The following is a 25489-nucleotide window of genomic DNA, read 5'->3' as shown; positions in this document are numbered from 1 at the left end:
GTCATGAACGTCACCCCAGACTTGATCCGGGGTCCCGCTTTTGTTTGCAGCGTGGGTGAAGGCAGCGGGACCCCGGGTCAAGCCTTCGCTAGCCACTGGTCTCGCGAAGCGGGTGACGAAGAGGAGGTTGAGTTCATCGCGTTAGGTGCGTAGCGCAACGGAATGAGCGAGCTTAGCGATCCGGGCCTTTCTGGGCACCCCTGGTTCTTCTGCGGCATCGGCGGGTCCGGCATGCTGCCGCTGGCGTTGATCCTGAAAGGGCACGGCGCGAATGTCGCCGGATCGGACCGCAGCCGCGACCAAGGCCGCACGCCGGAGAAATTCGCCTGGCTCGAGCGTGAGGGGTTTACTCTCTATCCGCAGGACGGCAGCGGGATTACTTCGGCCGACCAGGTGCTGGTTGCCTCGGCCGCGGTTGAAGATACCGTGCCGGAAATGGTCCGCGCCCGGGAACTTGGCTGCCCGAAGATGAGCCGGGCCGAACTGCTCGCTCGCCTTTTCAACGCCGCGCCGCGCGGGGTGGCGATCGGCGGGACCAGCGGCAAGAGCACGGTCACCGGCATGACCGGCTGGATCCTGACCAGTGCCGGCCGTGATCCGACGATCATGAATGGCGCCGTGATGAAGAACTTCGCGCACGCCGACGCCCCTTTCGCATCGGCCCGGGTGGGCCAGGGCGACACCTTTGTCAGCGAGGTCGACGAAAGCGATGGCTCGATCGCACTTTATCGCCCGGCCGTCTCCGTGCTCCTCAACGTCAGCCTGGATCACAAGTCGATGGAAGAGCTGCGGGTGCTGTTCGGGGATTTCCTCGCCGCCGCAGCGGTCGCTGCGCTCAACGCTGATGATCCAGAGTGCCTCGCCCTCGCCCCGCGCGCCCAAGCCGTGATCCGCTTCGGGATCGACAGCGCCGAGGCAGAGATCGGGGTGGAGCCGGGTTCGATTGTCGAAGGGCCGACTTCGCTCAACGCAACCGTGCTCGATCGGCGCGACGGTTCGCACCATGCGCTGACACTGCGCGTGCCGGGCCGCCACAACCTTGCCAATGCCCTGGCCGCCATTGCTGCGGCCAATGCCGCTGGCGTTTCAGTGGCCGAAGCGGTTGCCGCGCTGGGCTCCTACGCCGGTCTGGCCCGCCGGTTCGAGATCGTCGGCACCAGTCCATCGGGCGTGACGGTGATCGACGATTTCGGTCACAACCCGGAAAAGTGCGCGGCCACGCTGCGGACGCTCAAAGCCCACCCCGGCCGCGTGATCGCCTTCTTCCAGCCGCACGGCTATGGCCCGCTGCGCCAGATGGGTCGTGAACTGGCCGAGGTCTTCGCCCGGCTGCTCGGACCGGACGACCTGACCCTGCTGTGCGATCCGGTCTATTTCGGCGGCACAGTCGATCGCAGCGAAGGCAGCGAACGCATCATTGGCCTGATCCGCGAGCATGGCGGCACAGCCGAATACATTCCGACCCGCGCCGATTGCGGCCGCTACATGGCCGAACTGGCCCGCCCCGGGGACCGGATCGTCATCATGGGCGCCCGCGACGATACGCTGAGCCTGTTTGCGCGCGAGGTCCTCGCCTTAGTGGGCTGACTTGCCAAACAGCGCCGGCACCTTGTGCAGCGCCAAGGCGACAATCGTGCCCAGGATCAGGCCGACTACGCCCGACAGCGCAGAATTGGTCAGCCAGCCCAGCACCCCGCCCAGCGCGCCGGTCGCCTCATGCACGACATGTTCCACCGCGTGGATCGCTTCGTAAGGCGGTTTGAAGCCCAACTTCTTGGCACCATCCACCATGATGTGCCCGCCCACCCACAGCATAGCAAGCGTGCCGACCACCGACAGGAAGGTCAGCAGCCTGGGCATGGCATGCAGCAAACCGCGTCCGAAGGCCTTGGCCGTCGCGCTGGTACGTTCCTGCACCATATGCAGGCCGATATCGTCCATCTTCACGATCAGCGCGACCACGCCGTAGACCGCCGCAGTAATGACGATCCCGACCAGCGCCAGGATTATCCCACGGCTAAGCAGCGGCTCGCTCGCCACTTCGGCGAGCGAGATCGCCATGATTTCGGCTGACAAGATGAAGTCGGTGCGGACAGCGCCAGAAATTCGCTCCTTCTCGAAGGTCGCCATGTCCTCGATCGGGTCTTCCAGCGTCTCACCGTGCTTGGCCCCACCCAGCTTCTCCAGCACCTTTTCGGCGCCTTCATAGCACAGGAACAGCCCGCCCATCATCAGGAGCGGGGTCATCGCCTGAGGCAAGAACTCGCTCAGCAGCAGGGCCGCGGGCAGCAGGATCAGTAGTTTGTTCTTGAGACTGCCTTTGGCGATCTGCCAGATGATCGGCAGCTCGCGATCGGGCGTAAACTCGGTGACATAGCTGGGCGTCACGGCGGCATCGTCGATCACCACGCCCGCCGCCTTAGTTCCCGCCTTGGCTGCAGCCACGCCAACATCGTCAATGCTCGCTGCCGCTGCCTTGGCGATCACGGAAATGTCGTCGAGCAGGGCAACTAGGCCGGTGGGCATGCGAATGTCTCCAATAGTTTGGCGCTACCTAGCCGGATGGAAGGCAATTCGACAAGCGAGCAAGCTTGACCCGCATCAAGGAAACAGCGCGGCCAGCAGGGTAGCTCCGTGCCATGTTAAGCCGCGATCATGTCGAATTTGTTCAGGCCCAGATGCTGCCCTGGCGGCGTATCGGCCATGGCCTGGCCCGTCCCGATGTCGAATACAAGCTGCTCAGCCGCGATTCCAGCGATGGGGCCTGCTCAATGCTGATGCGCTATCCACCAGGATGGTCGCGTGGAGGCCCTGAACATATTCTATCCGACGAGGAATTCTTCGTGATTGAGGGCGGGTTGGAGATGGACGGGCGCCGCTATGGCCCCGATTACTATGGCTTCTTGCCAGCTGGCTGGACCCGCGGGCACATGGCTTCGCCCGAAGGCTGCGTGGTGCTCGCGTTCTACAACCGCGAGCCAACGCTGATTGCGCAGGCCGGCGATGGCAGCGCCGAGCCGAGTTCCCGTGCCGTCCCGCTGCTCGATACAGCGGCCATGCCATGGGATCTGACGCTCAACGATCCCAACCTCAAGCACCTGGGGATCGGACGCAAGAACCTGAGGACCGATCCCGAAACCGGCGAGCGGACTTTTCTGTCGCTGATCCTGCCGCAGGCCATACCTCCGGGGAGTTCCGGTCCGCAGGAGATCCATCCGGTGGTTGAAGAAGCCTATCTTATCGGCGGGGACCTTACCGGGCCGCATGGAACCATGCGGCCAGGCGCTTATTTCTGGCGACCCCCAGGGATCGCCCACGGCCCGTTTGGGGCCCGCTGGGGGGCCATTTCGCTGATCCGCTTTGTGGGTGGGCGGCACGTGAATGTCTGGACCCCGGAAGAGGCTGCATTCAGCTTTGACGCACCCTATGCACCGGTTCTCCCCCCCGAGCTGGCCCACCTTGCCGCCCTTCCCTGGCAGCCGGCACCAGCCTGGTAAGTGCATCTAGGCTTGCTTTCCTGCTGGCTTGCGCTAATGGCCCGCGCTTCCGGAAGCGATTCCGGAGCAAAGAAAGCCGGAGGGGCCCCGCAATCCCGCGGATCAGCCAGCGATCGGTTAGATTGATGAAAGGCATAGTATGCCGCTCTACGAGCATACCTTCCTGGCGCGCCAGGATCTGAGCCAGGCGCAGGTTGATGCGCTGGCCGCCGCTGCCACGGAAATCGTTGAAGCCCACCAGGGCAAGGTCACCAAGACCGAAACCTGGGGCCTCAAGAACCTGGCCTACAAAATTAAGCGTAACCGCAAGGCTCACTTCGTGATGCTGAACATCGATGCCCCCGCCGGCACCGTTGCCGAGCTGGAGCGTCAGACCGCGATCAACGAAGACGTGATCCGCTGGCTGACCGTGCGCGTCGACGAGCTGGAAGCCGGCCCGTCGGTGCAGATGCGCAAGCAGGACCGTGAGCGCAGCAAGCGCCGCGAACGCGAGGAGTTCTAAGCCATGGCCCGCGCATTCTTTCGCCGCCGCAAGTCGTGCCCGTTCTCGGGCAAGAACGCCCCGAAGATCGATTACAAGGACACGCGCCTGCTCCAGACCTATATGTCTGAGCGTGGCAAGATCGTGCCGAGCCGCATCACCGCCGTTTCTGCCAAGAAGCAGCGCGAACTGGGCCAGGCGATCAAGCGTGCCCGTCACCTGGGCTTGCTGCCCTACCTCGTGAAGTAAGGGGAGAGAGACCATGGAAATCATCCTCCTCGAACGCATCGAGAAGCTGGGCACCATCGGCGATGTTGTGACCGTCAAGGACGGCTATGCTCGCAACTTCCTGCTGCCCAACAAGAAGGCGCTGCGCGCCAACGAAGCCAATCGCAAGGTCTTTGAAGCCAACCGCTCGAAGATCGAAGCCGACAACGCTGCGCGTCGTTCGGAAGCCGAAGGGCACGCCGGCAACGTCGAAGGCAAGTCGGTCGTGCTGATCCGCGCTTCGTCGAACTCGGGCCAGCTCTATGGTTCGGTTTCGGTACGTGACATCGTCGACGCACTCAACGCCGATGGCGCAGGCGTGTCGAAGTCGATGATCGTGCTGGAGCGCCCGATCAAGACCATCGGCGTGTTTGACGTCAAGGTTGCGCTGCACCCGGAAGTGACTGTGATGGTCAAGGTCAACGTCGCGCGCTCGCCTGACGAAGCCGACCAGCAGGCCAAGGGCGTCGACGTTATTGCCGCGATGTTCGAAGACGAAGCCGCCGAGGCTGCTGCCGCTGCGGGTGACTTCGAAGCCGGCAACGGTGAAGAGCCGGAAGCCGAGGCTCCGGCCCCTGCTGCCTCAGCTGCCGACGCCAACGCCGATGAGGGCGAAGAAGCCTAAGCTTCGCGCCATCGCCAACCGATCAAGGGGGTGCCTCGGCACCCCCTTTTTCGTTGGCGGAAAGGTTTCAATGGCAACGTAATTGAAATGTCATCGCGATCTGTCTAAAGGCCCGCGATGCTAAACACAGAAAAGACCATCGCGGAATTGGTCCGCGTTTACGACGAAGCCGTCGCCACCCTCCGCTCCGATATCGCCAAGTTTGCTGCCGACGGAAGCCTTCCTCCCGCCGAACGTCGCACCAGCCGCGCCTGGTGCTATCCTGAACTGCGGATCACCTACGGCGGCGCCGAGACCCGGCCGGACCTGGCCCGCGCCTTTGGCCGCTTGGCCCATCCGGGTACTTTCGTTACCACCGTCACGCGCCCCGCCCTGTTCGCCGATTACCTGGCCGAACAGCTGAGCCTGCTGGCCGATGACTATGACATCGAGGTCACCGTCGGCCGCTCGGCCCAGGAAATCCCGTTTCCCTACGTGATCGATGCCAGCTCGGGGCTTGGCGGGCTCAACCCGCCTGACCTCGCCCGGCACTTCCCGGCCACAGAGCTTGCCATGATCGGCGATGAGCTGGCCGACGGGATCGAACTCAGCGATCCGGACGGCACCCTCCCGCTCGCCCTGTTCGATGGCCTGCGCACCGATTTCAGCCTGGCCCGCCTGGCGCACTATACCGGCACGCCGATCGAGGACTTCCAGCGCTTCATCCTGTTCACCAACTATCACCGCTATGTCGATGAATTCGTTGACTGGGCCGGTAAGCAGCTTGGCAAGGATGAGTATGTGCGGCTGTCGGGCGCTGGCGGACTGCGGGTAGAGGAAACGGTGCCGAACGCCCGCGACATGCTGTCCGACACGGCCTGGCGGCGCCACCAGATGCCAGCCTATCACCTGGTCCGCGAGGACAAGATGGGCATCACCCTGGTCAACATCGGGGTCGGGCCGTCCAATGCCAAGACGATCTGCGACCATCTGGCGGTGCTCCGTCCCGAAGCCTGGCTGATGATCGGCCACTGCGGCGGCCTGCGCGATACGCAGCGGATTGGGGACTATGTCCTGGCCCACGCCTATCTGCGGGATGACCACGTGCTTGATCCGGTCCTGCCGCCGGAAATCCCGATCCCGGCGATTGCCGAAGTGCAGATTGCGCTGGCCCAGGCGGCTGAGCAGGTCAGCGGCGATACCGGCGCCAACCTGAAAAAGCGGATGCGCACCGGCACGGTCGCCACGACCGACGATCGCAACTGGGAGCTGCGCTACACCCAGTCCGCGCGCCGCCTCAGCCAGAGCCGCGCGATCGGGATCGACATGGAAAGCGCTACGATCGCGGCGCAGGGCTATCGCTTCCGCGTCCCTTACGGGACGCTGCTCTGCGTCTCGGACAAGCCTCTGCATGGCGAAATCAAGCTGCCGGGCCAGGCTAACCGCTTCTACGAGGAAGCGATTGCCGCGCACCTGTTGATCGGCACGACGGCCTGCGATCTGCTGCGCGCCGAAGGTGCCCGGCTTCATTCGCGCAAACTGCGGGCCTTCAAGGAACCGCCGTTCCGGTAATGCAAGAAGGGCGGCAGCACCGCAGTGCCGCCGCCCCTTTCAGCGTCCGGGATGCCGAGCCTTACCAGCCCGACTTCATCCCCTTGTTCTGCTTGTCGAGCCACTTCTTGAGCGGCGCGAAGTAGGCCATCATCGCCTTGCCGCTCATCTCGCGGCTGCCGGTGAAGGCCTGGAGCGCGTCGGGCCAGGGCTTCGATGCGCCCATTTCCAGCATAGCGTTCAGCTTGGTGCCGACATCCTTGTTGCCATAGAAGCTGCAACGGTGGAGCGGACCTTTCCAGCCAGCCGCCTTGCACGCCGCTTCATAGAACTGGAACTGCAGGATCCGGGCCAGGAAGTAGCGGGTGTACGGCACAACCGCCGGCACGTGATACTTGGCCCCGGCGTCAAAGGCGTCAGCCCCGCGCGGGCTCGGCGGGACGATCCCCTGGTACTTCAGGCGCAGGTCGGTCCAGGCCTGCTGATAGCCTTCGGGCTTCACCTGGCCTGAGAAGATCTGCCAGCGGTAGCGGTCAACCAGCAAGCCGAACGGCAGGAAGGCGACCTTGTCCATCGCCTGGCGCAGCAGCAGGCCGATGTCCTTATCCGCCGAGGGGACCTTGCTACGATCAAGCAGGCCAATCTGAACGAGGTATTCCGGGGTGATCGACAGCGCGATGGCATCGCCGATCGCTTCGTGGAAACCATCGTTGGCCCCGTCGAGATAGAGCGGCGGCTGCTTGTTGTAGGCGCGCTGGTAATAGTTGTGGCCCAGCTCGTGATGGATCGTGGTGAAATCGTCGCCGTTGACCTTGATGCACATCTTGATGCGCAGGTCCTCGACATTGTCGATGTCCCAGGCCGAAGCGTGGCAGACCACTTCGCGGTCCTGCGGCTTCACGAACTGCGAGCGCTCCCAGAAGGTCTTGGGCAGCGGCGCAAAGCCCAGCGAGGAGAAGAAGCCCTCGCCCGTCTTGACCATCTTGAGCGGGTCATAACCCTTTTCCTTGAGCAGTTCGGTGACGTCATAGCCGACATCACCGGCTCCGGCGGGGGCGACGATGTCGTAGATATTGCCCCATTCCTGAGCCCACATGTTGCCAAGCAGGTCAGCGCGGATTGGGCCGGTCTTGGCCTGCACCGCATCGCCATACTTGGCGTTGAGTTTGCCGCGCACATAGGTGTGCAGGCTGTCGTAGAGCGGCTTCACTTCCTGCCACAGCTTCTCGGTCAGCGCTGCGAACTCTTCGGGGCTCATGTCATAGTTGGAGCGCCACTGCGCCCCGACATCAGCAAAGCCGAGGCCTTGAGCGCCTTCGTTGCCCAGCGCGACGAGCTGCGCGTAGTCAGCCTTCATCGGCTTGCCGACATTGTCATGCCAGCTGGTCCACATTTCCTTTAGCTCATCGGGGTTGCGGCTGGTGCCCATCCGCTCCTCGATATCGCTGCCATTGATCGGCTGGCCGTTCAGCGTGCCCTTGCCCTTACCGTAGATGCCCTGCATCCGGGCCTTGATCGTGGCCATTTCCTGCGCAGCGCCCTCGCGGGTCGGCGCTGGCAGAGTGATTGCGGTGCGCATGCGGTCAAGCTTGCGGTCGGTGTCGTAGGACAGGTTGGGCGTCTGGGCATACTTCGCCGCCTGGAGCGCATTGCTGACCGCCAATGTCGTCACTGCCGCATCGGCCCGGGCGGTTAGCGCCTCGGTATCCTGGTTGATATAGGTCTCATAGACCCAGCCGGCCTGTCCGGCTTCGATAACGGCCTGGTTGAGTTCTTTCTCCGCCTTGGCAACGAAGGCGTCAGCCTCCGCCTGCGGGGTCTTGGCATCCTGCGCCAGGGCAGGCGCAGCCACCAGCGCCGTGGCCAGCGCGGCGAGCGAAACGATCCTCTTCATGGGGTCCATCCTCATTGCAAAACTTCCGGCCAAGCGGCCTTGTGATGACGCTGGCGAGGCCATTGGCGACGGTCAAGCGTCTATCGGCAAACGGCTTCAGCCGAGCAGGAAATCGCGAATGGCCTCGCCCAGTTCCGGCTTCGTGACGCAGCTCATGTGCGTGCCCGGCACAGTCACCAGCGTCGCGTTCGGCAGCGCCTCGGCCAAGCGGTCGGGCGAGCCGTTATCGCGGTCCTTGTCGCCATTTACCACCAGCGTCGGCATGGTTAGCGCGGCCAGCGCCTCTGGTGGAGTATCGCTGAAAGTCTGCAGCAGCAGCCGCGCCGCAACCCGATCGACTTTCATCGTCTTCATGAAGGAAACGGCGGCAAAGGCCGGATCGCCGTGTTTGACCTCGTCAAACCGATCAATCGCATCGGTGAAAAAGGCGCTGCGTCCGGTCCAGCCTGCCAGCCCTTCCAGCCCCATCCCGCCGAGCGCCAGCCTCCGCGGCCTCAGGCCGTTGATCACCGCGCGCACCGAAGTCCGCGCACCCAGCGAGAAGCCGACCAGGTCGAAATCGGTAAGCCCCAGCGCCTTGACCAGCGCTAGCGCATCACGCGCCAGCACGTCAGGCGGATAGGCGGCGGGGTCATGCGGCTTGCCGCTATCGCCGTGCGCACGCAGGTCCGGCATCAGGCATTCGAACCCAGCATCGGCCAGCAATTGCGCCTGACCCCAGTTCATCCAGTTCATTTGCGCGCTGGAAAACAGGCCGTGCAGCAGGATAACCGGACGACCAGCCCCAAGCCGATGCAACGCCAGCAGCGTCCCATCAAATGACGGAATCATTTCCATGATTGGAAAACCTCAACCTTTCTTGAGGTGGCGCCGCCCGAGCAGTTCAGCAATCTGGACGGCATTGAGCGCGGCCCCCTTGCGCAGGTTGTCCGAAACGCACCACAGCGACAGGCCATTTTCGACAGTCGAATCCTCGCGCACCCGCGAAACGAAGGTCGCGCCATCGCCGACGCATTCGACCGGCGTTACGTATCCACCGTCCTCGCGCTTGTCGACCAGCATCACGCCCGGCGCCTCGCGCAGCAGGTTCTGGGCCTGCTTGGCGCTGATCTCTTCCTCGAATTCCAGGTTGATCGCTTCGGAGTGGCCAACAAACACCGGCACGCGCACGCAGGTTGCGGTGACCTTGATCTTGGGGTCGAGGATCTTCTTGGTCTCGACCACCATCTTCCATTCCTCCTTGGTCGAGCCATCGTCCAGAAAACTGTCGATGTGCGGGATCACATTGAAGGCGATCTGCTTGGTGAACTTCACCGGCGTGCTGCTGTCACCCACAAAGATGTTGCGGCTCTGCTCGAACAGTTCGTCCATACCTTGCTTGCCCGCGCCCGAGACCGATTGGTAGGTTGCCACGACCACGCGCTTGATCTTCGCGGCATCATGAAGCGGCTTGAGCGCAACGACCATCTGCGCGGTCGAGCAGTTGGGGTTGGCGATGATGTTGCGTTTTTTGTACCCGTCGATCGCTTCAGGATTGACCTCTGGAACGACCAGCGGAACGTCTGGGTCCATCCGGTAGAACGAGCTGTTGTCAATCACCACGCAACCAGCAGCGGCGGCCTTGGGCGCATAGACCTTCGACACATCGGAACCTGCGGCGAACAGCGCGATGTCCCAGCCAGCGAAATCGAAGTGCTCGATATTGCGGACCTTGAGCATCTTGCCCGTCTCGCCGAACTCGATCTCGTCGCCGGTCGAGCGCGAGGATGCGACCGCAGCCAGTTCCTCGATCGGAAACTCCCGCTCGGCCAGAATATTGAGCATTTCGCGGCCGACGTTGCCCGTCGCGCCGACCACTACCACCCGGTAACCCATGGCTTACTCCTGTTGAATGGCGCTGCGGCTAGACCGGCTGACCGCTGTTGTCCACCGGCAGCGAATCAAAGGCTACCGTCACGCGTGGCGCGGCGCTTTCGAACGGCGTGGTGCCGTGCCAGAGGTAGGACGGGAAGAGCACCAGGTACCCCTCCTGCGGCAACACCACCCGCCGCGGGGCGAGGTCGAGCCCCAGCGCTGCATCGGGCACGCCAAAGGCGAGCGCGCCCGCCCCGTCGCCCGCGGCCACTTCCGGCGGCAGGCTGACATAATAGGCGCTGCTCAGCCAGCCTGCGGGATGGATGTGGCTGATGTGGAAGCCGGACGAAGCCAGCCGCACCGACCACGAGGTCGGGAAGCTGACCCGGCCGCTCAGCCGCCCCAGGAAGGGGTGTGAGGGATCCGGACGCAGGCTGGCAATGCGCTGTTCAATCGCGGCCTTGGTGGCACGGGCCAGCCCACCGATCACTGGATCGTCAGCCTCGAACAGGTTGCCGCGCGTCTGCGTGCCGCCGCGCAGCGACTGGTCGGCCGGGTGCGCCGCCAGCTGGTGGCGTGCCTCCAGAACGCCGAGCAGGCGCGGATCGAGCCCGAGGTCGATTGGCATGACCAGGTTGTCGTAATCGCACAGCCAGTGCTCGCGCTCGTCATCTAGCAGACGCCAAGCGACGCCGAGCAGCGCCCAGCTCGACTGGTCTTTGGGCAGCAGCCGTGCCGCAGTCTCCGCCGCGCCCGCAGCAGCCGCAGGATCGCCCTTGCGCAGCAGGATATGGGCGCGGATGGTGTGTCCGGGCGGATAGGTCGGTTCCTGCTCAAGCGCCATGTCGATCTTCGCGAGCGCTTCGTCATCGCGGCCAAGCGCAGTCAGCGCGTTGGCGACGAACGAGCTGATCATTGTATCCGTGCCAAACCGCTTCTCGGCCTGGGCGGCAATGTCCAGCAGCTGGTCCCAGGCCAAGTGTCCGCGAGCGATCGACATAGCTTCGACCCATAGCGCACCGACATGCGGTGCGCGCAGCAGCGCCTGGCGCAGACTGTCGAGCGCCTCGCCGCCCCGGCCAAGCTGCGGCAATAGGCTGGCCATGGTGCTGTGGGGCTCGACCAGTTCGGGCTTGACCCGCACTGCCTCGCGATAGGCCTCCAGCGCCTCGTCAAAACGACCCGCATCGGCGAGCAAATGCCCGCGCATCGTCGCCGTTTCAGCCAGCTTCAGCCCTTCGTTCCAAACCCGTTCGATCTCTACCAGCGCCTCGTCCGGCCGGCCGCACTTGCGCAGCTCTACCGCCAGGTTGTGCCGCGCGATCCGGTCGGACGGATTGGCTGCAAGCTGCTGCTGCAGCGCGGCAACCTGGGCCGGCGATCCGGTCGGGCCGATACCAAGATTCATGGTTTCACTCCGTGGCGCTCAAGGAAGGCAAAGATCGATTCCCACAGGTGAACGCCAACCTTTGGCCCGCCAACGCGGTGGGTATAGCCCGGATATAGCATCATCTCGAATGGCACCGCCTGCCCCTGCAATTTCGCGATCAGGGCCGAAGAGTGTTCGAACACCACGTTGTCGTCGGCCATGCCGTGGATTAGCAGCAGCGGATCCGTGATCTTGGCCGCATCGGCCATGGCGTTGGCCTTGGCATAGGCCGCGGCATCGGCCTTGGGATCGCCCATGTAGCGTTCGGTGTAATGGGTGTCGTAGAGCTCCCACTTGGTCACCGGCGCACCCGCGATCCCAGCGGCATAGACCCCCGGATTGGCCTGGAGCATCTTCAGCGTCATGTAGCCGCCATAGGACCAGCCATAGGTCGCGATCTTGTCACCCGCGACGAAGGGCAGCGTCTTCAGAAACTCCGCCCCGGCAAGCTGATCCGCAACCTCAACCCCGCCCATGGCGCGGTAGATCTGCTTGGCAAAATCGACGCCCCGGTTATCCGAGCCGCGATTGTCGAGCTCGAACCAGATATAGCCCTTGTCGACCACCGCCTGGGCCAGCGGGCTGCCCCAGTCACGCAGCACCTGCTGGTTGCTGGGCCCGCCATAGTGCGAGAAGAAGACCGGATAGCGCTTGCCCGGCTCGAGCGGCGGGGTGATCATGTTCCAGTGCAGCACGGTGCCATCAGACGCCTTGATCGTGCCGTACTCGGTCGGGCGGTGGCTGGCGAGATAGGGCGCATAGGGGTGCTTGGCGTCGAGCTTGTTCTCTTCAACCCAGGCGATCCGCTTGCCGCTCTGATCGGCCAGATAGACCTGCGGCGGCTGGTTCAGCGCCGACCGTGAGATCAGCAAAGACTTGCCGGAACGGTCCATGCTCGCGCTGTTGTGGAAGCCGGTTTCGGTGAGGCGCGTGATCTTGCCCGGGGTCTTGAGGTCCAGCGCATAGACCTGGTGCGCCAGCGGATCGTCCTTCGTGGCGGTGAAGAACACCTTGCCGCTGGCCTGGTCGACCCCAGCGAGCGCGGTGACGACCCAATCGCCCTTGGTTAGCTGCCGCCACTTGCCTTGCTTGAAGTGCCACAGATGACCAAAGCCATCGCGCTGCGACCACCAGACGAGGCTGCCATCCATGAGGAAGCGGTAGCTGTTTGAAAGATCAATCCAGTGCCCCGTGGCGGCCGTTTCGCTGAATAGCACGCGGCTCTTGCCGGTGGCGGGATCGACGGCCAGCATATCCAGTCGGGTCTGCCCGCGATCCTGTCGCTGGACATAAAGCGTCTTGCCATCCGGCGCCCAGTCGACCCGGGCGAGGTAGATGTCCTTGTCAGGTCCGAGGTCCACTTCGACCCGCTCGCTGCCATCGGGCTTCTGGACGAACAGCGAGACCACGGCGTTGGGCGTCCCGGCCAGCGGATAGCGCTGGGCAAAGGTCTTGGTGCCTTCCGCACCGATCGCGGCGCGTGTGACCACGGCAACCGGCGCCTCGTCAAACCGCTGCACAGCGATCCGGCTGTCATCGGGCGCCCACCAATAGCCGGTGTGGCGGTCCATCTCTTCCTGGGCGACGAATTCCGCCTCACCCCAGTATACGGTTTCTGACTGCTCTTCCGGCGTCACCGGCTGGGCAGCTTCGCCGATCTTGCCGGTCCACAGCCGCCGTCCGCGCACGAATGAGACATAGCTGCCCTTGGGGCTCAGCGCGGGGTTGAGCTCGTCTTCCTGGGTATCCGAGAGGCGCTGGATAGTCCCGTCGAGCTTGGCCAGGTAAAGGTCGCCATCAAGCGGCACGAGGATCGCCTTGCTGTCGGCCGCCCACTCATAGGTCACGATGCCCTTGAGGTCGCCGATCCGCAGCCGCTCACGCTGCATCTTCTCGGCCTCGGACAGGTCCTTGCCCGAACCCAGTTTCAGCGAATCGACCAGCATGGTCCATTGGCCAGTGGTGCGATCAAACCCCCACAGATCATAGCGCTCGCGGTCATCGGCCCGGTTGCGCAGCAGGGTCAGGTAGCGGCCATCTGGCGATAGCTTGACCCCGCGCGGGACCGTCCCGTTCAGACTGGGGCTGGCAAAGACGCGTTCGATGGTCAGCGGCTGGACGGCAGGCACGGGGCTCTCCGAAGAAGTCTGGGCAAGAAGCGGGGCGGCAGGAACGAGCGCGGCGAGCGCGCAGGCGGCAAGCAATCGGGCAATCGGCGACACAGCAAACTCACGCAGCGAAAAGGGCGCCCCGGCCAGCCGGGACGCCCCTCTCTAACCAGCTTTGCGGCCAGCGCCAGAGGCTGGATCAATCCACCACCGGCAGGCGCCGGAAGGGCTGCTTCTTGCAATAGGCCAGGCTGCGCCACAGCCACTCAAGCGGGCCGCTGGCAAACCAGCGCATCCACAGATTAGCCAGGATCAGCTGGAACAACACCACCGCGCTGGCAAGGCCCGCCAGCCAGGCCCAGCCCGGCGCCATTGGCCAGTGCAGGCCAGCCGGCGAGTAGAGGATATGGACCCCGATCACCTGCTGCATCAGGTAGAGCGTAAACGCCATCTGCCCGGCCGCCAGGAACGGCCACATGATCTTGCGACCGATGGCGCCGCGCATCAGCAGGTTGATCAGCGCAACATGACCCACGGATACTGCAATCCGCGCCAGTTCGCTGGTCATCCAGATCGTTTTCGGGATTGGCATGAAGGTCATCCGTTCCAGCCCGCCGACATAGCGCGCGGTCAGGCCGAAGCCATAGGCAACAATCAGCGCAATCCAGTAATCGCGGGTGGAGCGCTGCCCCTGGATGAAGCCCAGCTTCCAGGCGGCGATCCCCAGCAGCATCACGCTGAAAGCCTCAGCCACTCCGCCCAGCAGCGATCCCTTGCCGACGATCATGATATAGGTCGAGATCAGGAAGCCGGCATAGTCCATGAACGAGCCGGACCGGGCCTTGACCTCATCCTTCGTCAGCTTCTCGACGACCGGCTCCTTGCCGTTGATCCGGTCGATTTTCTCCTGCCATTCCTTGACGGCTTCGCTTTCCGCCTTGGTCAGCTTTTCGCCCTTGGCCTGCTTTTCGGCGGCCACGGCCTGGGTCTGCTGCATTTCGGTGCGGCTGGCATATTCGAACGCCCCACCGACCACCTGGACCGAGGCAAGCAGCAGCCCCAGCGGGATCAGCCAGCGCACGCCGAGTTTGCGGAACGGAAACAGCGCCAGCGCGCAAAGCGCATAGACGTGCAGGATATCGCCCGGCCAAAGCAGGACGAAGATGTTGATCAGGCCAAAGGCCAGCAGCCACAGGTTGCGGCGGATATAGAGATCGGCCACGGCCACCGGACCATCGGGCTCCATCGCCTTGGCTGCGGTGACCATCAGCCCGGCCCCGAACAGCATTTCCAGCATCCCGCGCTGGGTGCCTTCCAGGAAGGTGGTTGTGAACAGCCAGACCTGCTGGTCCAGCGGGGCCCAGCCCATCGCCCGGATATCGCCGAGGAAAGCCGAGATCGGCCCCGACATCGCCGGCACGTTCATGTAAAAAATGCCCAGAATGGCAAATCCGCGCAGTGCATCGAGCACGGCGATGCGGTCCCTGCCGCGCACGGGCGCCAGGGCCGGTACGGCCCCCTGTTGGCCTGTCATCATAGTTCTCCCCATCCCAAAGGATGGAGTGAACCTAGCACGGTGTATGATATATGCAATACACTTCGGCAGTCACCATGCAGAAGGGGCCCCAACCGCAGTTGGAGCCCCTTCGCAATTCAGCGCTGGTCCGACGCTTAGGCGTCGTTGCGCACGTCGCGGCGCTCGGCGATGCGAGCGCGCTTGCCGGTGCGGCCGCGCAGGTAATAGAGCTTGGCCCGACGCACCACGCCCTTGCGGACAACGGTGATGCTGTCGATGGTCGGCGAGTAGAGCGGGAACACGCGTTCCACGCCTTCACCGAAGCTCATCTTGCGAACGGTGAAGTTGCTGCCGATGCCCTTGTTGGCGCGCGCGATGCAGACGCCTTCAAAGGCCTGCACACGGCTGCGATCGCCTTCGATCACCTTCACGCCGACGCGGACGGTGTCACCGGGGCGAAACTCCGGAATATCCTTGGCGGCCTTGGCAATTTCCTCGGCCTCGATCTGCTGGATCAGGTTCATGATCCTCAGTCCTTCTTTTCACGCCGCGCGCCAGAGGCAGACAGGACCCGAGCGCCCTCATGACGCTCCCAAAGATCCGGCCTGCGTAACCGTGTATCGATCTCGGCCTGTTGCTTTCGCCAGGCCGCGATCTTCGCATGATCCCCCGATCGCAGCACTTCAGGGATCGTGCGCCCTTCCCACGCAGCGGGTCGGGTATAGTGGGGATATTCCAACAAACCGTTCTCGAACGATTCCTCGGACCCACTGGAAGGCGCGCCCATTACGCCGGGAAGCAGGCGAATGCAAGCGTCGAGCAGCATCAGTGCCGCCGGCTCTCCGCCCGATAGGACGATATCGCCGATCGAGACTTCCTCAACCTGGCGTCCGGCGAAAATCCGCTCGTCAAATCCCTCAAATCGGCCGCACAGCGCGGTAACGCCCGGCCCTGCCGCCAGCTCGCGCACCCGGGCCTGGGTCAGCGGCTTGCCGCGCGGGGTCATGGCGATCACCGGGGCGTTCGGACTGAGGCTGCGGGCATGGTCGATTGCGGCAGCCAGCACATCGGCGCGCAGCACCATCCCGGCCCCGCCGCCAGCCGGCGTGTCATCAACGGTACGGTGCTTGTCGATCGCAAAGTCGCGGATCTGCACGGTAGCGAGCGACCACTTCCCCTCCTCGCGCGCGCGTCCCGCCAGGCTGACGCCAAGCGGGCCGGGGAACATCTCCGGGTAAAGGGTCAGGACGGTGGCGGCGAAAGTCATGGCCTGCGCCTTTCCCAGATCGCCGCGCCTCGTGCAATTGGACTCTTGCCTGCGCAGCGCTGGCGGGGAACACTGCGGCAATGAAGCTGCTGCTGGCCCTCCCTCTGCTCCTCCTTGCCACCCCAGCCCAGGCCGAGGAAATCGGCGAATGCCGGTTCAGCCGCGAGACGCTGACTTTTGCGGGTAGCCGCGTCGAACAGGCGGAGTGCCTGCTGCGCAAGATCGAGCTGCTAGCGGTGCGAAAGCCCCAGCCCTTGCCCAAGGTGATCCGCCACTTGATGGAGCGCGAGGACGGACCAAGCGCCGCGCAGAAGGCCGCCGCGCTGGCCGCCTTCCCCGAACCCTATCAGACTTTCGCAGAGCAATGGGCCGACACCCCGCTATCGCGCACCGAGGAAGGCCTGCCCGCGCTCTATTTCGTGATCCACGATACCTCGACGCCGTTTTACGCGAACGATCCGTTCCCCAAGCGGCTTAACCAGGACCTCAGGGTCAACGACTTTGCGCCCTACATGGACGGCACCCTCGCACGTGAGCCGGTGGCGCATATCTTTCTCAACCGGGTTGGGCAGATCTGGGCCGGACACGATTTCCAGGAAGGCTGGCGCGCGACCAAGCTGGAGAGCCGGGTGGTCGGTCCGCGCGCGCGGGGGCGGATGGTCCATATCGAAACGGTCCAGCCGCGCCGCTTCCTGCCCGGTGCCACCAGCCGCGGGCAGACGGAAGGACCCAAGCCCGGCTTTACCAAGGAGCAATACCGGATGCTGGCCGCGCTCTATGTTTATGCCAGTGCGCGGGCCGGGTACTGGCTGATCCCGGCGCAGCACAACACCGTCGATGCCGGCATTCCCGATGCCCACGACGATCCCCAGAACTTCGAGCTTAAGCAGTTTGCCAAGGAGCTGGAAAAGCTGGTGGGCAAGCCGCGCTAGGCGGGAAAATCGCACCGCGTGGCGCGGATCGCGACCGGCAGGCCGACCAGCAAGGCAATCAGCACGCCAATCAGCAGGATCGCGACCACGGCGATCAGGCCTTCGGGGTATTCCACGTCAAGCACGGAGATGAGCGGAACGGTAACCGGCAAGAGGCCTGCCAGGACGGCGGCAAGCGCCACCCGGCGGCGCCGGCTGCTTGATGGGCTCAGCACCCGCATCCCGCTGCAGATCCCCCAGGATAGCGCGGCCGGCAGCAGCACACAGACGATCAGACCGAGGACAATTCCCATAGCCTCAGCCTAACGCATTAATCCGCTTCGGCAAACTGTGCGGCAATAACCACCCGTGCCGCATCCCACTCCGGCACGGCCTCGATCCGCATCGGCACCATGAAGCGCTTGCCGGTCGGTCGCTTGATCTCCAGCACGTCGCCCGCGCCGTAGTTCTCAACCGCGATGACTTCTCCCAGGTCCGTGCCATCAGTCGAAACGGCGGGCAGTCCAAGCAGGTCGGCGTGGTAATACTCACCCTCGTCAAGCGGCGGCAGGGCCGAGCGCGGCACAGTCAGCAGCGTGCCCCGCAAAGCTTCTGCGGCATTGCGATCGGTCACTTCGGCAAAGCGGGCAACCGCCCCGCCTTTGCCATCATCGCGCAGCTTCGAAAGCGTCAGCGCGGAATCGTTGAAGGCGCGGAACCGCTGGAGCGATTCCACGCCTTCACCGAACAGTTTCAGGCGGACTTCGCCCGTCACCCCATGCGCGCCGACAATGGCGGCGAGAGTGACAGGCTTGTCGCTGGCCAAGGCGGCTTAGCCTTCGGCCTGTTCTTCGCTGGCTTCGGCAGCCGGAGCTTCCTCGGCAGCAGCTTCTTCAGCCGGAGCGGCATCTTCAGCGGCCGGGGCTTCGACAGCAGCTTCTTCGGCAGCCGGGGCTTCCGGAGCGGCTTCTTCGGCCACTTCTTCAACCACCGGAGCGGCGGCAGCGGCAGCAGCAGCTTCTTCAGCTTCGCGGGCCTTTTCGGCCTTTTCTTCGGCGCGCTCCTTGGCCTTCTTGCCCGGCTCACCCTTGTTCGGGTTCACGGTCGGGGCGCGTTCCTTGATCCCGGCCTTGTCGAGCAGACGGGCAACGCGGTCGGTCGGCTGGGCGCCAACGCCGATCCAGTACTTCACGCGGTCTTCGACCAGACGGACGCGGTTTTCGTCGTCCTTGGCGAGCAGCGGGTTGTAGGTGCCAACCTGCTCCAGGAACTTGCCGTCACGCGGAGCGCGGCTGTTGGCAACGACGATCTTGTAGTACGGGCGCTTCTTCGAACCACCACGCGAAAGACGAAGGGAAACAGACATTTGAACTACCTTTCAAACAAATTAGATTAAAATTCGAAAATCACTTTTTCTTGAGCAAATCGTTGAGGTTGGATGGCAGGCCGCCGCCCGCTCCAGGTCCGCCCAGCCCCGGCATGGCAGCGCCCAGGCCGCCCCCGCCGAACAGCTTGCCCAGACCGGCCAGGCCGCCCATCTTCTTGATCTGCTTCATCGCGCGCTCCATTTCCTGGTGCATCTTGAGCAGCTTGTTGACGTCCTGAACCTGGACGCCCGAACCCTTGGCAATGCGGATCTTGCGCTTGGCATTGAGCAAGTCGGGACGGATCCGTTCCTTGGGCGTCATCGAACCGATGATTGCATCCATCCGCAGCAGCACGCGGTCGTCCATGCCGGACTGTTCCATCGCCTGCTTGGCCTTCTTCATGCCCGGCATCATGCCAGCGAGCGCGCCGAGGCCGCCCATCTTCTGCATCTGGCGCAGTTGTTGGCGCAGGTCGTTCATGTCGAACTGACCCTTGGCCATCCGCGCGGCCATACGCTCGGCCTCTTCCTCTTCGATCGCAGCGGCGGCGCGCTCGACGATCGAGACGACATCGCCCATGCCGAGGATCCGGCCAGCAACGCGGCTGGGCTGGAACACCTCCAGCGCATCAAGCTTTTCGCCGGTGCCGGCAAACTTGATCGGCTTGCCGGTGACCGCGCGCATCGACAGTGCCGCACCGCCGCGGGCATCGCCGTCCATCCGGGTCAGCACCACGCCGGTCAGCGGGACCTGCGCGGTAAAGCTCTGCGCCACGTTAACGGCATCCTGGCCGGTCAGCGAATCGACAACCAGCAGCACTTCCTTGGGGGTCGAGATCGCGGCCACGGCCTGCATCTCGTCCATCAGCTGCTGATCGACATGGAGCCGGCCAGCGGTATCGAGCAGCAGGACGTCGATGGCCTGCAGCTTCGCCGCCTGGAGCGCGCGAGTAGCGATATCGACCGGCTGCTGGCCGGCAATGATCGGCAGGGTGGCAACGTCCACCTGCTCGCCCAGCACCTTGAGCTGCTCCTGCGCGGCCGGACGGTTGACGTCGAGCGAGGCCATCATGGCCTTCTTGCCGTGCTTTTCCTTGAGCAGCTTGGCGAGCTTGGCGGTCGTGGTGGTCTTGCCCGAGCCTTGCAGGCCGACCATCATGATCACGACCGGCGGCGCGGCGGCAAGATCGAGACCCGGGACATCGTCCCCGCCCAGCATCTCTACAAGAGCGTCGTTGACGATCTTGACGACCTGCTGGCCCGGCGTGACCGACTTCAGGACCGACTGGCCAACCGCCTGCTCGGTCACCGAATCGATGAAGCGGCGAACTACCGGGAGCGCAACGTCAGCTTCGAGCAGGGCGATTCGCACTTCGCGCATCGCCTCGCGCACGTCCGCCTCGTTCAGCGCACCGCGCCCGCGCAGCTTGTCAAAGACGCTGCCTAGCCGGTCTGAAAGACTGTCGAACATACGGTCCTAAACCTCGAAACGCGAAAAAAGCCGGTGGGCGAAACCTCGCCGACCAGCTTGCCGCTCAGATACTCAAACTCTTCAATGATGGTGGAGCCTAGCGGGATCGAACCGCTGACCTCCTGCATGCCATGCAGGCGCTCTCCCAGCTGAGCTAAGGCCCCTTATCCATCATCCAGCAAGCCCCGGGAGACTTGCCTTTCCCGCCCGACCAGCGAGCGAGGCCGCCCCTCTAGTGGCGGCTCCCGCTCTTGGCAAGAGCGTTTTTGCGTCGCTTAGTTCTCGTCGCCGTCGTCGTCGCCAACGCCCACGCCAAGGTCATCGTCGCCGCCCAGATCGACGTCGTTGTCAGGCGAATCGCCATCTTCGTCGATATCCAGATCCGGATCGGCCAGATCGACATCCTCGACCTCTTCGACCTTGGCCTTCTGGACTTCTTCATAAGGGATCGGCTGCTTTGACTTCAGCACCGGATCGGCATGCCAGGCATAGCCGCATTCGATGCAGGTGATCGGGTCATCCTTGCCCAGATCGTAAAAGCGGGTGCCGCACTTTGGGCAACCGTGCTTGGCGCCCCATTCAGCCTTGACCATGTCAATTCCTCAATGCTGCCCTTCGCCGCGGCGACGGGCTGAAAACTCTTCATACGTATTGGAGACGGCTTGCGCCTGTCCCAGCGCGGCGCGCGCCTTGCCATAGCCCGCGCCCGCTGTCAAAAGCCGCGCGCAATTGCCGCTCTATCCGTGAAAGTGCCGCCGTGTCCAACGCCGATCCCGCTGCGATGAAGCCGCGCCGCTTCATGCCATCCGGCCCGCTGCGGGGCACGATCCGCGTGCCGGGCGATAAATCGATCAGCCACCGCTCGATCATGCTGGGGGCACTGGCCGTGGGTGAGACGCGCGTGACCGGTCTGCTGGAAGGTGAAGACGTGCTCTCCACCGCCGCCGCGATGCGGGCGATGGGGGCATCGGTAGAGCGCCTGGGCAATGGCGAATGGTCGGTCCACGGCGTGGGCGTCGGCGCGCTGCTGCAGCCACAGAACCCGCTCGACATGGGCAATTCCGGCACTTCTACGCGGTTGCTGATGGGCCTGGTGGCCAGCCATCCGATCACCGCCACCTTCATCGGCGATGCCAGTCTCTCCAAGCGCCCGATGGGCCGGGTGATCGAACCGCTGAGCCAGATGGGCGCGGCGTTCGAGGCATCCGAAGGTGGCCGTCTGCCGCTTACTGTGCGCGGTGCCCTCCCCGCCGTGCCAATCGAATACCGCCTGCCGGTCGCCAGCGCCCAGGTCAAAAGCGCCTTACTGCTGGCCGGTCTGAACGCCCCCGGCATAACGACCGTGATTGAGCCCGTTCCTACCCGCGACCATTCCGAACGGATGCTGCGTGGTTTCGGCGCTGACCTCTCAGTCGAAATCGCCGCCGATGGCGCGCGGGTGATTCGCCTGGTTGGCGAGGCCGAGTTGAAGCCCCAGACGATCGAGGTACCGGGCGACCCTTCTTCCGCTGCCTTCTTCATTGTCGCCGCGCTGGTTGTGCCGGGGAGCGAGCTGACCATCCAGAATGTCGGCCTGAACCCGACCCGCGCCGGGCTGATCGAAGTGCTGCGCCAGATGGGCGGGCAGATTGACGAAGTGGACCGCCGCGAAGTGGGCGGTGAGCCGGTGGCCGATCTGGTGGTGCACCATTCCGCGCTGAACGGCATCGAAATCGACCCGGCGGTGGTCCCCAGCATGGTCGACGAGTTCCCGGTGCTGTTTGTTGCCGCCGCCCTCGCCGAAGGGACTACGGTGACCACAGGGCTTGAGGAACTGCGGGTGAAGGAAAGCGACCGGATCTCGGTCATGGCAGCGGCCCTCGCTGGGGCCGGAGCGCGCGTTACCGAAACCGAGGACGGTCTGACCATTGAAGGCTCTGGCGGCGGGCCGCTGCGCGGGACCAGCAACTCGCGAACCAAGACCCACCTCGATCACCGCATTGCAATGAGCATGGCGGTCGCCGGCCTTGCCAGCCGCGACGGGGTGGAAGTCGATGACACGCGTCCCATTGCGACCAGCTTCCCGATGTTTGAGGCCCTGCTCGACGGGCTGTCCCGGTGACGGTCACGCTGATCGATGCGGTTGGCTTTGCCGGGATGGCCTGCATCATCTTCGCCTATGGTTACGTCACCCAGGTTGAACGCCCCAACCCCTTCCTCCAGCACGGCGTGAATCTGGCCGGCGCTGTCCTGCTGACAATCTCGCTCTTGGTGAATACAAACCTCGCATCGCTGGTGCTCGAAGGATTCTGGGCAGCCATAGCGATCTGGGGGTTGGCCAAGGCCATCAGGGCAAGGAAGCAGGCGCAATGATCATCGCCGTCGATGGTCCGACCGCATCGGGCAAGGGCACGATTGCCAAGGCACTGGCCGCGCATTTCGGCCTGCCGCACCTCGATACCGGACTGCTCTATCGTGCGGTCGGACGGCAAGTGGCGCTGAATGGCGGCAATCCGGACGATCCGGCTGATGCCCTTGCGGCCTGCACCTTCCACGAACACCTGCTTGACGATCCCGAATTGCGCAGCGAAGCGACTGGTGGCCTGGCCAGCCGTGTCTCGGTCCATCCTGGCGTGCGCCAGGCGCTTTACGAACGCCAGCGCGCCTTTGCGGCGCAGCCCGGTGGCGCCGTGCTCGACGGGCGCGACATCGGCACGGTGATCGCGCCAGAAGCCGAGGTGAAGCTGTTTGTCGTCGCCTCGGTCCCAGCCAGAGCCGAGCGGCGCTTTAGGGAAATGCAGAACCAGGGTCGCGCTGTTGCGCTGGCGGAAATCGCCGCCGATTTGGAGGCCCGTGACGAACGCGACCGCACCCGGGCCGAAGCGCCGCTGGTGGCTGCCGCTGATGCGGTACTGCTCGACACCAGCGACCTTGGCCGCGACGCAGCGATTGCCGCAGCGATTGCCATTGCCGAGGAGCGGCGCTGATCATGCCAAGGCTTTACCTTGTCGCCCTCGCCGCACTGGCCGTTGCCACGGCTGCATTCAGCCAGCCCAAGCCTGTCGAGGAACGCCGGATGGCCGAAGCCGAGCGCGGCCGGGTCGTGGCGGAAGCCCGCTGCGCGGCCTGTCACGCCGTGACTGTCAACAGCAGCTCACCCAATCCGGAAAGCCCGGGGTTCGAGGATATCGCCAACCGCAAGGGCCTGACCAGCGCCACCCTGCGCCAGTATCTGCGCAATGCGCACAACTATCCTGATGCGATGCAGTTCAAGCTCGACCGTGGGCAGGTGCGCGATCTTTCGGCTTACATCGTCACGCTCAAGCGGAGCGGCTATAAACCGGCGATCTGAACCCGCATCCGGTCGCAAATTCCTTGCTTTAGCGGTCTCTTGCGCCTAAGCGCCGCCGGTCCCGGAGGGCTCAAGCCCAAGGGGATGTTGTGGACGGCATTCGGCCCCCATGACGCTCGGCCCACTTTTGGCCCGCCAAGGCAATGGTGCTGCGGCGGAGAAAAGACCAGCGGATACAACCGCTTGGCCGGAAACATCGATAGACAGGAAACTGTACATATGGCTTCTGCAGCCAACCCCACGCGCGACGATTTTGCCGCGCTGCTCGACGAATCCCTCGGTGGCGCCGCTGATGGCGGCTTTGAAGGCCGGGTCGTCAAGGGCACCATTACCGCGATCGAAGGCGACAAGGCCGTGATCGACGTCGGCCTCAAGAGCGAAGGCCGCGTTCCCCTCAAGGAATTCGCCATGCCGGGCCAGCCGCATGGCCTCAAGGTCGGTGACGAAGTCGAAGTCTTCGTTGACCGCGTCGAAAACGCCGATGGCGATGCCATGCTCAGCCGCGACCGCGCCCGCCGCGAAGCCGCCTGGGACAAGCTCGAAGAAGAATTCGGTGAAGGCAAGCGCGTCGAAGGTGTGATCTTCGGCCGCGTCAAGGGCGGCTTCACGGTCGACCTCAACGGCGCCGTTGCCTTCCTCCCCGGCAGCCAAGTCGATATCCGCCCCGTGCGCGACGTGCAGCCGCTGATGGACGTGCCGCAGCCGTTCCAGATCCTGAAGATGGACCGCCGCCGCGGCAACATCGTCGTTTCGCGCCGCGCCGTGCTGGAAGAAACCCGCGCCGAACAGCGTTCGGGCCTGATCATGAACCTGGCCGAAGGCCAGATCATCGACGGCGTCGTGAAGAACATCACCGATTACGGTGCCTTCGTCGACCTCGGCGGCATCGACGGCCTGCTCCATGTCACCGACATGAGCTACAAGCGCGTCAACCATCCGAACGAAGTCATCAATATCGGTGACACCGTGAAGGTGCAGATCATCCGCATCAACCAGGATACCCAGCGCATCAGCCTGGGCATGAAGCAGCTGGAAAGCGATCCGTGGGAAGGCGTTGCCGCCAAGTACCCGGTTGGCGCCAAGCTGCGCGGGACCGTCACCAACATCACCGAATACGGCGCTTTCGTGGAGCTGGAAGCCGGAATCGAAGGCCTGGTCCACGTTTCGGAAATGTCCTGGACCAAGAAGAACGTCCACCCCGGCAAGATCGTCTCGACCTCGCAGGAAGTCGACGTGCTGGTGCTGGAAGTCGACAGCGACAAGCGCCGCATCAGCCTGGGCCTCAAGCAGGCCCAGCAGAACCCCTGGGAAGCCTTCGCCGAGAAGCACCCGGTCGGTTCGACCGTGGAAGGCGAAGTCAAGAACGCGACCGAGTTCGGCCTGTTCATCGGCCTCGATGGCGACGTCGACGGCATGGTCCACATGTCGGACATCGCCTGGGGCATCTCGGGCGAAGACGCGCTGGCCCTGCACCGCAAGGGCGAGCAGGTTTCGGCCATCGTGCTCGACGTCGATGTGGAGAAGGAGCGCATCTCGCTCGGCATGAAGCAGCTTGAAAAGGGCGCTCCGGCCGCTGGCGTGGCTGCTGCCTCTTCGGGCCTGAAGAAGAACGAAGTCGTCACCGTCACTGTCCTCGAAGTCCGCGATGGCGGCCTCGAAGTGCAGGCCGGCGAAGATGGCGCCACCGGCTTCATCAAGCGTTCGGACCTGGGCCGCGACCGCGACGAGCAGCGGACCGACCGCTTCCAGGTTGGCCAGAAGCTCGACGCCATGGTGATCGGTTTCGATCGTTCGAAGAAGCCGAACTTCTCGGTCAAGGCACGTCAGCTGCACGAAGAAAAGGAAGCCGTGGAACAGTACGGTTCCTCGGATGCCGGCGCTTCGCTGGGCGACATCCTGGGCGCCGCGCTGAAGGCCAAGAAGGACTAATCCTCCTTCGCCA

The 25489-nt window shown here is 64.1% G+C and carries 26 protein-coding genes and 1 tRNA gene; 12 read left to right on the top strand and 15 right to left on the bottom strand.

The genetic code is table 11. From position 1 onward, the window contains the following. The first annotated feature begins 162 nt into the window (after positions 1 to 162). Positions 163 to 1587, top strand: coding sequence for a glutamate ligase domain-containing protein (locus FRF71_RS10450; protein WP_147090596.1), 1425 nt, complete (start codon positions 163 to 165; stop codon positions 1585 to 1587). Here the strand turns inward: FRF71_RS10450 and FRF71_RS10445 are convergent. Beyond that, positions 1576 to 2526, bottom strand: a complete 951-nt coding sequence (locus FRF71_RS10445) for a DUF808 domain-containing protein (RefSeq protein ID WP_147090595.1) — start codon at positions 2524 to 2526, stop codon at positions 1576 to 1578. The two genes, FRF71_RS10450 and FRF71_RS10445, sit on opposite strands and share 12 nt — an antisense overlap. A gap of 113 nt (positions 2527 to 2639) precedes the next feature. Between FRF71_RS10445 and FRF71_RS10440 the strand changes: the two genes are divergently transcribed. The 5 genes from FRF71_RS10440 (at position 2640) to FRF71_RS10420 (ending at position 6421) form a co-directional block, all read left to right on the top strand. Beyond that, positions 2640 to 3497 carry a cupin domain-containing protein gene (locus tag FRF71_RS10440; protein ID WP_147090594.1) on the top strand — a complete coding sequence of 286 codons (858 nt, stop codon included), beginning with the start codon at positions 2640 to 2642 and terminating at the stop codon, positions 3495 to 3497. A gap of 139 nt (positions 3498 to 3636) precedes the next feature. Beyond that, positions 3637 to 3999 (top strand): 30S ribosomal protein S6, encoded by a 363-nt coding sequence (gene rpsF, locus FRF71_RS10435; RefSeq protein WP_147090593.1) that lies wholly within the window; start codon positions 3637 to 3639, stop codon positions 3997 to 3999. A 3-nt stretch (positions 4000 to 4002) separates the two neighbouring features. Further along, positions 4003 to 4227, top strand: coding sequence for a 30S ribosomal protein S18 (gene rpsR, locus FRF71_RS10430; RefSeq protein WP_147090592.1), 225 nt, complete (start codon positions 4003 to 4005; stop codon positions 4225 to 4227). Positions 4228 to 4240: 13 nt separating this feature from the next. Then, on the top strand, positions 4241 to 4870 hold the full coding sequence (gene rplI, locus FRF71_RS10425) for a 50S ribosomal protein L9 (protein ID WP_147090591.1): 630 nt from the start codon (positions 4241 to 4243) through the stop codon (positions 4868 to 4870). A 117-nt stretch (positions 4871 to 4987) separates the two neighbouring features. Then, entirely contained in the window at positions 4988 to 6421 is a 1434-nt protein-coding gene (locus FRF71_RS10420) for an AMP nucleosidase (RefSeq protein ID WP_147090590.1), read from the top strand. A gap of 61 nt (positions 6422 to 6482) precedes the next feature. On the opposite strand, the gene FRF71_RS10415 is transcribed toward FRF71_RS10420, so the two are convergent. The 8 genes from FRF71_RS10415 to trmD all read right to left on the bottom strand — a co-directional run bounded on the left by FRF71_RS10415 (position 6483) and on the right by trmD (position 16468). Beyond that, positions 6483 to 8294: a M2 family metallopeptidase gene (locus FRF71_RS10415; protein ID WP_147090589.1), complete on the bottom strand. Its 1812-nt coding sequence runs from the start codon at positions 8292 to 8294 to the stop codon at positions 6483 to 6485. A 96-nt stretch (positions 8295 to 8390) separates the two neighbouring features. Next, a complete protein-coding gene (locus tag FRF71_RS10410) occupies positions 8391 to 9131 on the bottom strand; it encodes an alpha/beta fold hydrolase (protein WP_147090588.1) in 741 nt (246 codons plus the stop codon). A gap of 12 nt (positions 9132 to 9143) precedes the next feature. Then, on the bottom strand, positions 9144 to 10169 hold the full coding sequence (locus FRF71_RS10405; RefSeq protein WP_147090587.1) for an aspartate-semialdehyde dehydrogenase: 1026 nt from the start codon (positions 10167 to 10169) through the stop codon (positions 9144 to 9146). 28 nt (positions 10170 to 10197) lie between these two features. Beyond that, positions 10198 to 11556: a putative 2OG-Fe(II) oxygenase gene (locus tag FRF71_RS10400; RefSeq protein ID WP_147090586.1), complete on the bottom strand. Its 1359-nt coding sequence runs from the start codon at positions 11554 to 11556 to the stop codon at positions 10198 to 10200. Beyond that, a complete protein-coding gene (locus tag FRF71_RS10395; protein ID WP_147091621.1) occupies positions 11553 to 13790 on the bottom strand; it encodes a S9 family peptidase in 2238 nt (745 codons plus the stop codon). The genes FRF71_RS10400 and FRF71_RS10395 overlap by 4 nt, the downstream gene beginning before the upstream one ends. Positions 13791 to 13884: 94 nt before the next feature. Beyond that, positions 13885 to 15219, bottom strand: a complete 1335-nt coding sequence (locus FRF71_RS10390; RefSeq protein WP_147090585.1) for a DUF418 domain-containing protein — start codon at positions 15217 to 15219, stop codon at positions 13885 to 13887. A 137-nt stretch (positions 15220 to 15356) separates the two neighbouring features. Beyond that, positions 15357 to 15725: a 50S ribosomal protein L19 gene (gene rplS / locus FRF71_RS10385; protein WP_147090584.1), complete on the bottom strand. Its 369-nt coding sequence runs from the start codon at positions 15723 to 15725 to the stop codon at positions 15357 to 15359. A 5-nt stretch (positions 15726 to 15730) separates the two neighbouring features. Continuing rightward, positions 15731 to 16468 carry a tRNA (guanosine(37)-N1)-methyltransferase TrmD gene (gene trmD / locus FRF71_RS10380; RefSeq protein WP_147090583.1) on the bottom strand — a complete coding sequence of 246 codons (738 nt, stop codon included), beginning with the start codon at positions 16466 to 16468 and terminating at the stop codon, positions 15731 to 15733. 80 nt (positions 16469 to 16548) lie between these two features. Here trmD and FRF71_RS10375 point away from each other — a divergent pair, with 80 nt between their 5' ends. Beyond that, positions 16549 to 17400: a hypothetical protein gene (locus FRF71_RS10375; protein WP_147090582.1), complete on the top strand. Its 852-nt coding sequence runs from the start codon at positions 16549 to 16551 to the stop codon at positions 17398 to 17400. Here FRF71_RS10375 and FRF71_RS10370 read toward each other — a convergent pair. The 6 genes from FRF71_RS10370 to FRF71_RS10345 form a co-directional block, all read right to left on the bottom strand. Continuing rightward, entirely contained in the window at positions 17397 to 17693 is a 297-nt protein-coding gene (locus FRF71_RS10370; RefSeq protein ID WP_147090581.1) for a hypothetical protein, read from the bottom strand. The genes FRF71_RS10375 and FRF71_RS10370 overlap by 4 nt on opposite strands. 17 nt (positions 17694 to 17710) lie before the next feature. Then, entirely contained in the window at positions 17711 to 18205 is a 495-nt protein-coding gene (gene rimM, locus FRF71_RS10365) for a ribosome maturation factor RimM (protein WP_147090580.1), read from the bottom strand. 6 nt (positions 18206 to 18211) lie between these two features. After that, positions 18212 to 18745: a 30S ribosomal protein S16 gene (gene rpsP, locus FRF71_RS10360; RefSeq protein WP_147090579.1), complete on the bottom strand. Its 534-nt coding sequence runs from the start codon at positions 18743 to 18745 to the stop codon at positions 18212 to 18214. A gap of 40 nt (positions 18746 to 18785) precedes the next feature. Continuing rightward, a complete protein-coding gene (gene ffh, locus FRF71_RS10355) occupies positions 18786 to 20216 on the bottom strand; it encodes a signal recognition particle protein (RefSeq protein WP_147090578.1) in 1431 nt (476 codons plus the stop codon). A gap of 88 nt (positions 20217 to 20304) precedes the next feature. Further along, positions 20305 to 20380: transfer RNA gene (locus FRF71_RS10350), tRNA-Ala, on the bottom strand. 111 nt (positions 20381 to 20491) lie between these two features. Continuing rightward, complete coding sequence (locus FRF71_RS10345; RefSeq protein WP_147090577.1) at positions 20492 to 20809, bottom strand: TIGR02300 family protein; 318 nt, start codon at positions 20807 to 20809, stop codon at positions 20492 to 20494. A 188-nt stretch (positions 20810 to 20997) separates the two neighbouring features. Between FRF71_RS10345 and aroA the strand changes: the two genes are divergently transcribed. The 5 genes from aroA to rpsA all read left to right on the top strand — a co-directional run bounded on the left by aroA (position 20998) and on the right by rpsA (position 25476). After that, positions 20998 to 22317 (top strand): 3-phosphoshikimate 1-carboxyvinyltransferase, encoded by a 1320-nt coding sequence (gene aroA / locus FRF71_RS10340; RefSeq protein WP_147091619.1) that lies wholly within the window; start codon positions 20998 to 21000, stop codon positions 22315 to 22317. Then, on the top strand, positions 22314 to 22568 hold the full coding sequence (locus tag FRF71_RS10335; protein WP_420359381.1) for a CBU_0592 family membrane protein: 255 nt from the start codon (positions 22314 to 22316) through the stop codon (positions 22566 to 22568). The genes aroA and FRF71_RS10335 overlap by 4 nt, the downstream gene beginning before the upstream one ends. After that, positions 22565 to 23182 carry a (d)CMP kinase gene (locus FRF71_RS10330; protein ID WP_147090576.1) on the top strand — a complete coding sequence of 206 codons (618 nt, stop codon included), beginning with the start codon at positions 22565 to 22567 and terminating at the stop codon, positions 23180 to 23182. The genes FRF71_RS10335 and FRF71_RS10330 overlap by 4 nt, the downstream gene beginning before the upstream one ends. A 2-nt stretch (positions 23183 to 23184) precedes the next feature. Then, the gene (locus tag FRF71_RS10325; protein WP_147090575.1) at positions 23185 to 23547 is read left to right on the top strand and encodes a c-type cytochrome; all 363 of its coding nucleotides are present in this window, start codon (positions 23185 to 23187) and stop codon (positions 23545 to 23547) included. Positions 23548 to 23766: 219 nt separating this feature from the next. Further along, positions 23767 to 25476 (top strand): 30S ribosomal protein S1, encoded by a 1710-nt coding sequence (rpsA, locus tag FRF71_RS10320; protein WP_147090574.1) that lies wholly within the window; start codon positions 23767 to 23769, stop codon positions 25474 to 25476. The last annotated feature ends 13 nt before the right edge of the window (positions 25477 to 25489 follow it).

Source organism: Novosphingobium ginsenosidimutans, from assembly GCF_007954425.1.
GTDB lineage: Bacteria > Pseudomonadota > Alphaproteobacteria > Sphingomonadales > Sphingomonadaceae > Novosphingobium > Novosphingobium ginsenosidimutans.
Note: the sequence above shows the minus strand (reverse complement) of the source record. Positions and strands in the feature narration are given on the sequence as shown.